Consider the following 12,174-nt stretch of genomic DNA (forward strand, 5'->3'; position numbering starts at 1 on the left):
TTTTCATTTTTTAAAATAGTTGTTTTCCCGAACCATCTAAATAATTTTGTAAAATCATCACCGCAGCAAGCTTATCGATGACTTTTTTTCTTTTTGCTCTTGACGTATTTGCCTGTTCGACCAACATGCGTTCTGCTTGGACGGTAGTCAGTCGTTCATCTTGATAGTCGACTGGTAGAGAAAACATTTCTTTGATCTTTTCTCCGTAAGCCATTGAGCTTTCTGCTCTCGGACCGATTGAATTATTCATGTTTTTCGGCAAGCCTACAACAAAACGATCTACTTCGTACTGTTTGACCAGTTCTGCCAATCGTTCAAATCCAAATTCTTCTTTATCTTCATCGATACGAATGATCTCTACGCCTTGTGCAGTCCAGCCAAAAGGATCACTAACAGCGACACCTACAGTCTTTGAGCCGACATCCAAGCCCATCACTCTCATAGATTCACTCCATGATTTGAGAGATAGTCTTTGACGATCACTTCCATGATTTCATCGCGTTCATGACGACGGATCAGATTCCTTGCATCACGATAACGAGGAATGTAGGCCGGGTCTCCAGAAAGCAAGTAGCCCACAATCTGGTTGATTGGATTGTAGCCTTTTTCTTCCAAAGCCCGATAAACGATCGCTAATGTTTCGCTGACTTCTTTTTTACGACTATCATCAAAACCAAAACGTACGGTTTCATCTGTAAAACCCATGATTCTACACCTCTTTCCGCAGGGTAGTCAAATTACCCTCTACACCCTTTATTTTACTCGAAATGTGGTAAAACTACAAATAAATATTCCAACTTCGCTGGAAATATAAAAATAATAATGATTTCTTATTTGATTGTATCGATTCCAACATTTATGAGTACACTTTCTTACAGTATACGTGATATTTAATCAAAAATAAGTCTTTTCTCTGTTTTTTCAAAAAATTCACAAAATATTCAAATAACGAACGCCTATGGATCATGTTTTCTTAGCTTGCCCCGTTTGATAGTTGATCGTATAACCGTCTTGCACATTATAGATAAACACATTGAACGAGATTTGGTTATCTTCAATGCTTTGGGCTTCTAACTGAACACCTCGTGCTACTAGTTCTTCTCCTTCAAAATGTGGTGTTACCCGATAGCGAACGTGATGATTGGTTTCTTTGATGTATGCGGCAATATCATTTTCATGTGCCAGCATATGAGGGGTATTCAACGAACGAGTCCCTGTCATCAAATTTTTGATGTTATTGTTTTGACCAGTTAGCTGAAAACCTATCAAGTGGCTTCGATTGTAAAGCCATTGTCCGTCACTCAATTTTTTTTGTTTCCAACCTGTAGGATCGATATAAAGAGACTCACGTTTTTCTTTAGGGAACATCTCTTTTCCTAACATGGCATTGGCTTGACCTACACGATTCAGTCGATCGATATCAGAATAACTTTCCCACGTTCCTTTTTCTAAGCTCAGTTCTTCTTTTGTAAAGGTCGGCTTATTTTGATTGATGTCGATTTCTTGGTGCGTGCCGTCATATTCAGGAACATTCGCCACTTGTGAGACTTGAGGTTTTGAATCGAATAAACCTGTTAGCTGTTGAATGAGATCAGAGTCTTTTTGCGTCGTTGAAATCCCTAGTGCACCAGCTAAAAGAGCAACTGCGACTCCTATGATTGTTTTGGTTGTTTTTTTGTTCATGTATCTACTCCTTTATTCAGTCGAACTTCATAAATCTTAACATACGTTCCCCTTTTTTTAATAAAGAAGTGTTTAAATTCTTTCAACAATTCCTTCTTCAAAAATTATATACGCATGTTTAGTCTATTTCCTAAAATAAACAACCTAAATTTCCACGTGAAAGGAAATCTAGGTTGTTACTAAAACTTCATCACTCGATTCGATTGATCTTCTTATCTATTCTATCACCAAGTGAATACGTTTTTTGATAGGACAATTAGGCGCTCAACATCTATTCCTATTTCAAATTTCTTTTACAAAACTTGCTTTGTTCATTGCCTGTTCAATCATCGCGACTGTTGCTTCTGGGTCTTCTACTCCAATGATGAGACGATTGAATTCTTCATCTTTTAGTGTGATAACGACTGCGTTTTCTTTTCTTTTGAGGTCATAAAATACCTTGTTTGAATCTTGGACGAATGTTCCGGCAAAATAATATCCATAGGCATCAACGCCCATTCTTTTTTCGCCAAATTTCGGTGTATCTTCCCAGACATCGGCATCCACAGTTGCGCCTAATACATTGGATAATGGTGTGGATATTTCATTTTTCAATGCCCACAGTTTTCGTACGCCCTCCATACTGATGATCAATCGATCATTTTGGATTTCAACTTTAGCCATTTTCTACTTCCTCCTGTCCGTAAGATTCGCTCGACGCATGATTCGATCAGCAATGATCGTTTCAATCGAACCTTCGTTTTTCTCTTCCAAAGCGGTGATTACCTTCTGTGCGACTTTCTTTACTTCGTTGTCATCTGCCGTACGTTCTAATAATGCGATGATCAATAAATCAATCAATAACCCATTATCAGTCACTCCATCTTCAGCTATATAGTTAAAGCAAGTCGTAAATAAACAAGCTTTACTATAATAAGCAGAGTATAAACTTCCTCGAAGCAAGCCAGTCGCCTTTACCAATTGACTGATCGACGTCCCTGCATACCCATTTTTGGCAAATATTTTTGCCGATTCTAGTAAAACTTTCTCTTCATTAAATTCTCTCGTTCTTCCCATAACTTAATTATGTCACATTATTGAACGATTGGTCAACAATTAACCAAAAAGCTTGATTTATCCTAACTGTTGACTTAACACTTGGCTCTCTTCAGCATTGCTCTCACTTGGCTCTTATTTTCCCTTTCACTGCTGATTTTTGAGATTCAAGTTTTCTTTTTATACGTTTTCCAATTTGTTTGTAGTAAAATAAATACAAGAAAACAACTATTGGAGAAAATGCCATGCCAGAAAGAGATTTAGATTTATTGCTTAATACCTGTTTATTGGCGGGAAAAATAATGACGGAAAGTAATGCAGAGATGTACCGTGTAGAAGATACGATGAGTCGGATCGCTTCTGCTTCTGGAAATTATCGTTTAGTTAGCTACGTGACCCAAACAGGACTATTTATCGGATTTGATCGGACTTCGACGATCCGCATGGAACAAATCACCAATCGAACGATCAATTTAGAAAGAGTAGTCAAGGTCAATAACCTTTCAAGAAAATATGTTGCCAATGAATTGACTTTGGAAGAACTATATAGCGCATTACAAGAAGTCGAGAAAGATCGACGGATGTTCCCAGTATGGCTACAAATCATCAGCGCTGCTATCATTAGCGGGACGATCATGATTTTATTTGGTGGCGAATTGAAAGATTTACCGATCACATTGTCGATTGGGGGAGTGGGCTACATTGTTTATCTTTGCAGTTTGCGTTTTTTTAGAATCAAGTTTTTAGCTGAATTCCTTTCCTCTTTGATTATCGGCATTGCCGCTATTTTAAGTGTGCGTTTAGGAATCGGTCTCAATCAGGATTTGATCATCATTGGTTGTGTCATGCCGTTGGTTCCTGGTGTTCAAATCACCAACGCGATTCGTGATCTATTAGCGGGGCACTACGTTTCTGGTGTTTCTCGTGGAGCAGAAGCGATGATGACTGCGGCGATGATTGGTTTTGCAATCGCCTTTATCTTTCAAATCTTCTACTAAGAAAGGACTTTAGCCATGTGGCATGTATTGATTCAATTTTCTTTTAGCTTTTTAGCGACCGCTGCCTTTGCAATCATCACTAATGTGCCAAGGAAAGCCTTAGTTTGGTGTGGTTTAGCTGGTGCCGTAGGTTGGATGATCTATTGGTTGTGTCTAGCTATGGGTGGCGGTGCAGCTTTAGGTTCATTACTAGGTTCATTAGGCGTTGCTTTTGCTAGTGATCTTTTTTCTAAACAACTAAAAATGCCCGTCACGATTTTCAATATCCCCGGTATGGTACCACTGGTTCCTGGAGGCTTAGCCTATCAAGCTGTTCGCAGTTTAGTGACAGGCGCTTATCAAGATGCGGCATTTTTCACGGTTCAAGCGATCATGATTGCTGGAGCGATTGCCTTAGGTCTAGTGATATCAGAAGTATTCAACCACAATATCCGTAGTTTTAAACTGAAACGTGAAGCGATTGTATTGAAGAGAAGAAAGAAAAAATGAGCGTTTCTCGCTTTAATCTTTTTTGTACAGAGCAATCATACTGTGGGATTCTTGCAAGCTTTAATAAAAAAAGTGATAAGAGATGAAATTCTTACGAGTTTCATCTCTTATTACTTTTTTATTTGTGTTGTACATGACTACAACTTTATTTCGTTCATTTAAAATGCACGATATACATATTGATTTTCAGGAGCAGTGATTTTTTCTACTTTCGTCACTACGACTGAAGGAATCTCTCGCTTGAAAGGTTGATAAAAATCGGTTTGGATCGTTCCTTCGACTTTGTACCAGTCATCATTTTTCACAGTCATTCCTTCTGGCAGATGCGTCAACAATCCAAAGACCCCGGAATCAGCAACACAGTGGATGATCCCAAATCGAAAGAGAAAGGTATCAGTAGCCTTGTCATTTTTCGACTGGTAGATAAAGCCTTCATAAGAGACTTTCTTACCAATGAATTCGCTTGGGTAGTTGTAGATCAATTCCATGATCTCTAAATAATTATCGTCTGTGATCGCAATCGTTTGTTCATCTTCGTATTTATCTTTTAACTCATTCATTTGATCTTGATAGTCGGATTTATTGAAATAAATACTCGTATCTGGTTTCAAATATTGCGTTTGCACTTGTGGATCACCGACAGATTCTTTGCTTAGTGGAAAGTTGAACCCTTTCGCTTCCACGATCGTTGTGTTTAAACTAACTGTCGGAAACAGTGTTCCTACAACGATCGGCAAGGCTAATAAGAGATAAGCAATCCAACGCTGATACGGTTTTGATAATCCGTGATCGTGAGAATCATGGGACTCATGGACTCCTTTTTTCCCATCTGCTTTTACCCAAAGATACAACTGAACTAAGGCTAGTAAGGCAGATAAAATCATGGATAATACTGCCAAATAACGATAATGGACATTGATGTATTGATCTAAACGCCCTGAAACTTGAAGATACATCATCATTTCAAAATAACCAGATAAAATCAAAAATCGCAGCATGATTCTCCTCCTAAATAAATAGTGTAAAGCCGATAACACTTAAGGCAATCAGCCCGATCAACGAAACGATGAAGCGTGTGTTGAAGTAACGTTTCATCATCAATAGGTTTTTGATATCCACCATTGGTCCAAAAACTAAGAAAGCAACAACTGGCGCTGTTCCAAAAAGACTTAACAAAGAGGAACCAATAAACGCATCCGCCTCGGAACAAAGAGACATCGTGAATGCCAATACTAGCATGATCAAAATGGCTAATAGCTTTGTCGAACCTAACGTCAACATCACTCTCGTAGGTAAATAGGTTTGCATCCCTGCAGCAATCAAACCACCAATGATCAAATAACGGCCCGTATCGAAGAACTCATCAATCGAGTGAGTCAAGACATGGAGGATTCGATGTCCCCATTTCTGTGGTGCGATTGCTTCCACTTCCTCATGCTCATGTGTATGGGAGTTAGGCTCAACCATCGCTGAATCAATTGAAGACTTCAAGATTGTGCCTTTTTGGATATAGGCCAACCAGACACCTACGATCAGTGCGACAATAAAACTTCCTAACATACGCAGTCCCGCCATTTTCCAAGTATTGCCAAATGCAATAAAAGTTGAAAAGATCACGACTGGATTAATGATTGGCGCAGTGAGCATAAACGCAAATGCTGTGTGAACAGGAACCCCTTTTTTTACAAACTGATGAACGATTGGGACGATCCCACATTCACATGAAGGAAAGAAAAAACCTAAAATAGACCCAACAATAATCGATAAAAAGCGATTTTTAGGTAACCACCGTTTGACACGTTCGGGGGTCAAAAATACTTGTAAAGCACCTGAGATGATACATCCCAATAAAACAAACGGCAAGGCTTCGATAACGATCGATAAAAAAATCGTTCCCATCTGCAATACCGAATTTGGAATAAACGAAAACATATAATTTCTCCTTGTCATTTGAACTTCATTCGCCCATCAATATACGCTTTTCTTCAATAAAATACAAGAAAGCTTAAATTTTTTTCATAAGTTTAAGAAATCAAAAAAAGCTTTTTTATTGACATCTCCGTCATAAGGATTTACTTTTAGCACAGCTAAGATGAAGATTCAGGTAAAAAGAAGAGAGTCATTTGCCTATTTTCTATTTGTATACGACTGAATACTTTTTCACCATCGAATTAGCGATGTGCTAAAAGCAACCTTAAGGAGTTATCACCATGAAAGAAACCCATGATTTAACTGAAGTCTTAAAAACTATCCAAGAAGAACCGACTGTCGTGCTTGCGATTTCTACACCCAATTGTAGTGTTTGTCATGCAGTAGTGCCAAAATTGGAACAATTATTGACTCATTATACTTTCCCAGCGTATCATTTAGATGCCTTCGAGATGCCGGAAGTAGCTGGCACATTCCAAGCATTTACTGCACCAGTGATCTTGCTCTTCCATTTTGGAAAAGAAGTCGAGCGACAAGCCCGCTTTATTCAATTTGAACAACTGACAAAACGTTTAGATCAATTAAATGAATCAAGCAATCAAGTCAGCTACGATACTTTATTCGATCAATAAAAAAGAAGTACCAGTCATTTCTGCAAACAAATGACTGGTACTTCTTTTTAGTTAAACACCCGTTAAATAATGAGCGGTGATCGACTGTTCACAAGTACTGATTTTTTCTGGTATTCCTTCGTAAAGGATCTCGCCACCACGAATCCCGCCATCGATCCCCACATCGATCAACCAATCTGCCGCCTTCATGATTTCCAGGTTATGTTCAATGACGATGACCGTATTGCCTTTATTGACCAACCGCTCGATGATTTCTAAGATACTCTTGATATCTGCCATGTGTAAACCGGTTGTTGGTTCGTCCATAATGTAGATATTGCCTTTTTTACTTAATTCTTTCGCCAGTTTCAACCGTTGACATTCTCCTCCTGACAATGTATTTAACGGTTGTCCCAACGTCATATATCCTAGCCCTACTTCTAAAATTTGTTTCAGTTTTCGTTGAATCGATTTTTCTTCAAAAAATGCCACCGCTTCAGTCACACTCATCGCTAATACTTCATCGATCGATTTCTCTTTTAATTTGTATTGGTAAACTTCTTCTTTGAATCGTTTACCACCACAGGCTTGGCAAAGGACCTCTACAGAATCCATAAAAGATAATTCCATTTTGATATGACCATGTCCTTTACACGTTTCACATGCCCCTTCTGAATTATAAGAGAACAGTCCGGCAGAAACATTATTTTCCAACGAGAAGACCTTGCGGATATCGTTCATGATCCCTGAATAAGTCGCTGGGTTGGAACGAATATTCCCTGCAACAGCAGACTGATCGATATTGATTGCTTCCGGATACTCTTTGGCAAATACGCCGTTAACTAAACTACTTTTTCCTGAGCCAGCTACTCCGGTCACCACTGTAAAAACACCTAATGGTACTCTGAGAGAAGTATTTTTAAGGTTATGCAACGTCGATTTTGAGGTTTCAATAAACTTGTCTGTTTTTCTTGGTTCCTGTTTGAAATCTGTCATTTGTCCAAAGGCTTTTCCAGTTAATGTATCTGAAACTAGTAACCCTTCGTAACTACCTTCATAAGTGATGTATCCACCATTTTTTCCAGCTTTTGGTCCAACATCAATAATATGATCTGCTACTTTGATGACATCTGGATCATGTTCTACAACAATGACCGTGTTTCCTTTATCACGCAATTTGATCAATAGTTCATTTAACCGATGAACATCTCGTGGATGCAACCCAATACTAGGCTCATCGAAGATATAAATGACGTCATTCAAACTAGAAGATAAGTGCTTGACCATTTTCACTCGTTGGCTTTCTCCTCCAGATAAAGTCGCTGTCTCGCGATCTAAAGAAACGTAATCTAACCCAATATTGATCAGATCTTGTAGTCGTGATTGGAGATTTTTCAACACTGGTTGGATCATTTCATCTGTGATCCTCGGTAAGATTTCTAATAGTTCATCCAGTTGCATCCCTAAGAAATCTGCGATTGAATATCCGTTGATCTTGCAGCCCAAAACCTTTTGATTGAATCGTTTTCCCTGACATTCTGGACATCTTTGTTCATCCATGAACGCTGCGATTTTTTTCTGGGTCGCGGCAGAGCTCTCATTGCCCCCTTTGATATTGGAACGATTGAAACGTGCCACTAATCCCTCATAGGTCGAACTCATCCCTTCCATATACAACGAATCGATTTTTTCTCCTGAAGCATACAAGAACTTTTCCATTTCTTCTGTTGAATAATCCTTTAATGGCTTATCATTGTCAAAAAAACCTGTGTTCGTGAAAGACTTCAATAACCAAGATCCGACTTTGTAGCCTGGAAGTAAAATCGCTCCTTCATTCAACGATTTTTCTAAATCTAACGCTTTGTCTAGATTTAATCCAACGATCCGACCAATCCCTTCACACGCTGGGCACATGCCGTGAGGATCATTGAATGAGAAATTCCAAGCGGGGCCTAAATGGGGAATGCCAATACGAGAGAAAAGCAAGCGGATCAGTGGGTTGATATCTGTGATCGTTCCTAGTGTTGAACGTGAATTCCCACCTAAACGGCTTTGATCTACAACGACAGCCATAGATAAATTGTCGATGGCATCTGCTTCTGGCTGACTATACTTAGGTAAGAAATTCTGCACAAATTTAGAGAAATTTTCATTGAGTTGTCTTCCCGCTTCTTGGGCAATCGTATCAAAAACGATGGAAGATTTTCCCGAACCGGAGACACCTGTAAAAATCGTGATCTTTCTTTTTGGGATTTGTAAATCAAACCCTTTTAGATTGTTCTGTCTGGCATTATGTATCCTGATATATTCCTGCATTGCTGATCCTCCCGTATTCCCTCGATTTTTTTATTGAAGTATTATTATAACACAGAAACAATGTATCACTATAATAAATTTCGAAGCTTTCAGTTGTTCACCTATCAGCCTCCTAATTGAATAGACGCCAATGAAGGAAAATATTACTTATTTTTATCTATTCCTAAAAAAGATCATAAAAAAACAAACTATTTTTTCTAGTGAATAGAAAAATAGTTTGTCATTGATCGTTTAACTTTTCTTTATTTCTGCTTATTCGTTGTCGTCATGCTCATGCAAGGACGCATCGGAATGCAAGAAGTAAATCAACGTTTGTAGCTCGTTCGTCAAATCGACATTTTGGATCAATACTTCGGATGGTGCATTTAGTCGAGCAGATGTAAAGTTCAATATCCCTTTGACACCAGCTTCTGTCAAACGATTCACGACTTCTTGTGCTTTTTCGGCAGGTATCGTTAAGATTGCCACTTCGATTTGTTGGATCTTGATTTGTTCGATCATGTCATCCATTGGATAAACGGGGATACCATCAACGATCCGACCCACGATTTCTGGATTTACGTCAAAAGCGCAGCTGACACGGATACTATTACTTTGGTGAAACTTATATTTCAACAAGGCACTTCCTAGATTACCGACCCCGATCAATGCAACGTTCGTCAATTGGTCATCATTCAAGGTTTTTGCAAAGAAATGCATCAAGTCCTCTACATCATAACCGTAACCACGTTTTCCTAGTTCGCCGAAATAGGAAAAATCACGACGGATCGTCGCACTATCTACTTGGACTGCTTCACTTAGTTCAGTTGATGAAACTTTTTTCTTACCGGCGTTATTCAAGATTCTTAAATAACGATAATATAAAGGCAGGCGTTTTGCGGTTGCCTTTGGAATTACATGGTCTTTCACTTCATTACCTCCACTGTATTTCTTCTCGATTTATACATCATATCAGTACTTACACAAAAAAATCAATTTCGTTGCTTGTATATTGTGAATTTTTATTCTTATTCTCATTTTCCTAGCTTCTCAGAACCTCGCAGTAACTATGAATTTGTGGTAGACTACAATAGAAAAAGTCCATGAAATTCTAGGATAATTCACAAAGTAGAAAAGAGGATTCGATGATACTATTACAAGCCAATCAAATCGCTCGCCATTTTGGCGCTGAGATTTTATTTGAAAATATCCACTTAGAGATCCAAACGGGCGCACGTATCGCTTTAGTCGGACGTAACGGCGCCGGTAAATCGACATTATTAAAAATCATTGCTGGCATCGAAGCTCCAGATGTAGGTAATATCGCAAAAAATAAAACAGCTACCCTTGGTTATTTGGCCCAAGATACAGGATTAGATTCCACTGAAACCGTCTGGAATGAGATGCTAAAAGCATTTGAAGAAGTGCGCTTGATGGAACAGCGGATGCGTGACCTTGAAGTTTTTATCAGTGAAGGCACCCCTGACACGCCGGCTTATCAATCCTTCTTGAAAGAATATGATAAATTGCAGCATGATTTTTCTAATAAGAACGGCTATAGTTATGAAAATGAAATTCGCTCTGTATTGCATGGATTCAAATTTGATCCGTCGTTTTACGAGCAAAGAATCGATACGTTATCTGGTGGTCAAAAAACAAGATTAGCTTTAGCGAGGATGCTTTTACAACATCCAGATATCTTGATCCTGGATGAGCCAACGAACCACTTGGACATCGAAACACTCGCTTGGTTGGAAAACTATTTGCAAAGTTATACTGGTGCCCTTCTGATTGTCTCCCATGACCGTTATTTCTTGGATAAAGTGGCGACTGAGGTTTATGAACTGAGTCGGAAAAAGATGCGTCACTATAAAGGAAATTATTCCAAATATTTAGATATGAAAGCTGAACAATTAGCTTCTGATTGGAAAGCCTATGAAAAACAACAGACAGAAATCAATAAACTCGAAGATTTTGTTGCCAGAAATCTTGTCCGTGCGTCAACGACAAAACGTGCCCAAAGTCGTCGAAAGGCATTAGAAAAAATGGAACGGTTAGACCGTCCACAAGGAGATGAGAAACAAGCGCATTTTCTCTTCAACGTGGCGAAACCTTCGGGAAACGTTGTGTTGCAAGTAGAAGATGCCGCTATTGGCTATGACGGCACCATCTTATCTGAACCAATCAACTTGGATATCCGTCGTCAAGAAGCAATCGCATTAGTGGGCCCAAATGGCATCGGCAAATCCACTTTACTAAAATCGATCATCCAACAGCTGCCTTTCATCCGTGGAAAAGAAACACTTGGTACGAATGTCAGCATTGGTTATTACGACCAAGGACAAGCGGAACTGCACACTAATAAAACGATTCTAGCTGAATTGTGGGATGAACATCCAACCGTTCCAGAAAAAGATATCCGTTCGATTTTAGGCGCTTTTTTGTTTTCTGGTGAAGATGTTGAAAAAACGATTCCTCTTTTAAGTGGTGGGGAAAAAGCACGTGTCGCGTTAGCTAAGCTAGCAATGAATCAAGAGAACTTTTTGATTTTAGATGAGCCAACCAACCACTTAGATATCGACAATAAAGAAGTGTTGGAAAACGCATTGATCGACTATGAAGGGACACTACTCTTTGTCTCTCATGACCGCTACTTCATCAATCGTATCGCCACTAAAGTCATTGAACTCTCAGAAAGCGGAAGCAAAGTCTACTTGGGGGACTATGATTATTATTTAGAAAAGAAAAAAGAGGAAGAAGAAATTGCGGAACTGTTAGCAGCTGAACAACCTGAGGTCAGCACGCCTTCAACAAACAAATCCACTTACTTCCAAAGCAAAGAGCAACAAAAGATCATGCGGAGCTTGCAACGTAAAATCACGCAAATCGAAGAAGATATGGCTCAACTAGAAGAAACAGTGGATGAACTCGAACAACAGATGGTTTCTCCTGCTGTATTAGATGATCATGTCAAATTGAATGAATTAAATCAAGCGCTTGATGAAGCACATCAACTACAAGAAGAAAAGTTGTCTGAATGGGAAAACTTGAGTCTTGAGTTAGAAGAAATCGAAAATAATCAATAGACTCGCTCCTGTCATCCTTTTTAAGTAAAACCGCTGAAAGCTGGCTTT

At 38.9% G+C, this 12,174-nt stretch carries 13 protein-coding genes; 4 read left to right on the forward strand and 9 right to left on the reverse strand.

Annotated elements, in window-relative coordinates; genetic code table 11:
* Nucleotides 1-10 precede the first annotated feature (10 nt).
* The 5 genes from ruvX to IGI79_RS10310 form a co-directional block, all read right to left on the reverse strand.
* Nucleotides 11-442, reverse strand: coding sequence for a Holliday junction resolvase RuvX (gene ruvX / locus IGI79_RS10290; protein WP_019723844.1), 432 nt, complete (start codon nucleotides 440-442; stop codon nucleotides 11-13).
* Nucleotides 439-705 (reverse strand): IreB family regulatory phosphoprotein, encoded by a 267-nt coding sequence (locus IGI79_RS10295; RefSeq protein WP_002290885.1) that lies wholly within the window; start codon nucleotides 703-705, stop codon nucleotides 439-441. The genes ruvX and IGI79_RS10295 overlap by 4 nt, the downstream gene beginning before the upstream one ends.
* A 258-nt stretch (nucleotides 706-963) precedes the next feature.
* Nucleotides 964-1,683 carry a DNA/RNA non-specific endonuclease gene (locus IGI79_RS10300; protein WP_195274334.1) on the reverse strand — a complete coding sequence of 240 codons (720 nt, stop codon included), beginning with the start codon at nucleotides 1,681-1,683 and terminating at the stop codon, nucleotides 964-966.
* A gap of 282 nt (nucleotides 1,684-1,965) precedes the next feature.
* The gene (locus IGI79_RS10305) at nucleotides 1,966-2,346 is read right to left on the reverse strand and encodes a hypothetical protein (protein WP_019723841.1); all 381 of its coding nucleotides are present in this window, start codon (nucleotides 2,344-2,346) and stop codon (nucleotides 1,966-1,968) included.
* 3 nt (nucleotides 2,347-2,349) lie between these two features.
* Entirely contained in the window at nucleotides 2,350-2,739 is a 390-nt protein-coding gene (locus IGI79_RS10310) for a TetR/AcrR family transcriptional regulator (protein WP_195274332.1), read from the reverse strand.
* Nucleotides 2,740-2,963: 224 nt separating this feature from the next.
* Between IGI79_RS10310 and IGI79_RS10315 the strand changes: the two genes are divergently transcribed.
* On the forward strand, nucleotides 2,964-3,716 hold the full coding sequence (locus tag IGI79_RS10315) for a threonine/serine exporter family protein (protein WP_023520080.1): 753 nt from the start codon (nucleotides 2,964-2,966) through the stop codon (nucleotides 3,714-3,716).
* A gap of 15 nt (nucleotides 3,717-3,731) precedes the next feature.
* Nucleotides 3,732-4,205, forward strand: a complete 474-nt coding sequence (locus IGI79_RS10320) for a threonine/serine exporter family protein (RefSeq protein WP_010734803.1) — start codon at nucleotides 3,732-3,734, stop codon at nucleotides 4,203-4,205.
* Between the two features lie 158 nt (nucleotides 4,206-4,363).
* On the opposite strand, the gene IGI79_RS10325 is transcribed toward IGI79_RS10320, so the two are convergent.
* Nucleotides 4,364-5,203 carry a TIGR03943 family putative permease subunit gene (locus IGI79_RS10325; protein ID WP_065096781.1) on the reverse strand — a complete coding sequence of 280 codons (840 nt, stop codon included), beginning with the start codon at nucleotides 5,201-5,203 and terminating at the stop codon, nucleotides 4,364-4,366.
* Nucleotides 5,204-5,213: 10 nt separating this feature from the next.
* Complete coding sequence (locus IGI79_RS10330) at nucleotides 5,214-6,137, reverse strand: permease (protein WP_195274330.1); 924 nt, start codon at nucleotides 6,135-6,137, stop codon at nucleotides 5,214-5,216.
* Nucleotides 6,138-6,415: 278 nt separating this feature from the next.
* Here IGI79_RS10330 and IGI79_RS10335 point away from each other — a divergent pair, with 278 nt between their 5' ends.
* On the forward strand, nucleotides 6,416-6,766 hold the full coding sequence (locus tag IGI79_RS10335) for a thioredoxin family protein (protein ID WP_065096783.1): 351 nt from the start codon (nucleotides 6,416-6,418) through the stop codon (nucleotides 6,764-6,766).
* A gap of 51 nt (nucleotides 6,767-6,817) precedes the next feature.
* Here IGI79_RS10335 and IGI79_RS10340 read toward each other — a convergent pair whose 3' ends face one another.
* Complete coding sequence (locus IGI79_RS10340; RefSeq protein ID WP_195274328.1) at nucleotides 6,818-9,061, reverse strand: ATP-binding cassette domain-containing protein; 2,244 nt, start codon at nucleotides 9,059-9,061, stop codon at nucleotides 6,818-6,820.
* Nucleotides 9,062-9,313: 252 nt separating this feature from the next.
* Nucleotides 9,314-9,970: a redox-sensing transcriptional repressor Rex gene (locus tag IGI79_RS10345; protein WP_010734798.1), complete on the reverse strand. Its 657-nt coding sequence runs from the start codon at nucleotides 9,968-9,970 to the stop codon at nucleotides 9,314-9,316.
* 215 nt (nucleotides 9,971-10,185) lie between these two features.
* On the opposite strand from IGI79_RS10345, the gene IGI79_RS10350 reads away from it, so the two are divergent.
* On the forward strand, nucleotides 10,186-12,126 hold the full coding sequence (locus IGI79_RS10350; protein ID WP_195274326.1) for an ABC-F family ATP-binding cassette domain-containing protein: 1,941 nt from the start codon (nucleotides 10,186-10,188) through the stop codon (nucleotides 12,124-12,126).
* The last annotated feature ends 48 nt before the right edge of the window (nucleotides 12,127-12,174 follow it).

Origin of the sequence: Enterococcus sp. AZ084 (assembly GCF_051714905.1) — a bacterium.
GTDB classification, from domain to species: Bacteria; Bacillota; Bacilli; order Lactobacillales; family Enterococcaceae; genus Enterococcus_B; species Enterococcus_B pernyi.

Coding starts and splice junctions, on each gene's coding strand:
- IGI79_RS10330 (WP_195274330.1), bottom strand. CDS start 6,137: ATGTTTTCGTTTATTCCAAATTCGGTATTGCAGATGGGAACGATTTTT.
- IGI79_RS10295 (WP_002290885.1), bottom strand. CDS start 705: ATGGGTTTTACAGATGAAACCGTACGTTTTGGTTTTGATGATAGTCGT.
- IGI79_RS10350 (WP_195274326.1), top strand. CDS start 10,186: ATGATACTATTACAAGCCAATCAAATCGCTCGCCATTTTGGCGCTGAG.
- ruvX (WP_019723844.1), bottom strand. CDS start 442: ATGAGAGTGATGGGCTTGGATGTCGGCTCAAAGACTGTAGGTGTCGCT.
- IGI79_RS10305 (WP_019723841.1), bottom strand. CDS start 2,346: ATGGCTAAAGTTGAAATCCAAAATGATCGATTGATCATCAGTATGGAG.
- IGI79_RS10310 (WP_195274332.1), bottom strand. CDS start 2,739: ATGGGAAGAACGAGAGAATTTAATGAAGAGAAAGTTTTACTAGAATCG.
- IGI79_RS10335 (WP_065096783.1), top strand. CDS start 6,416: ATGAAAGAAACCCATGATTTAACTGAAGTCTTAAAAACTATCCAAGAA.
- IGI79_RS10320 (WP_010734803.1), top strand. CDS start 3,732: ATGTGGCATGTATTGATTCAATTTTCTTTTAGCTTTTTAGCGACCGCT.
- IGI79_RS10340 (WP_195274328.1), bottom strand. CDS start 9,061: ATGCAGGAATATATCAGGATACATAATGCCAGACAGAACAATCTAAAA.
- IGI79_RS10315 (WP_023520080.1), top strand. CDS start 2,964: ATGCCAGAAAGAGATTTAGATTTATTGCTTAATACCTGTTTATTGGCG.
- IGI79_RS10325 (WP_065096781.1), bottom strand. CDS start 5,203: ATGCTGCGATTTTTGATTTTATCTGGTTATTTTGAAATGATGATGTAT.
- IGI79_RS10300 (WP_195274334.1), bottom strand. CDS start 1,683: ATGAACAAAAAAACAACCAAAACAATCATAGGAGTCGCAGTTGCTCTT.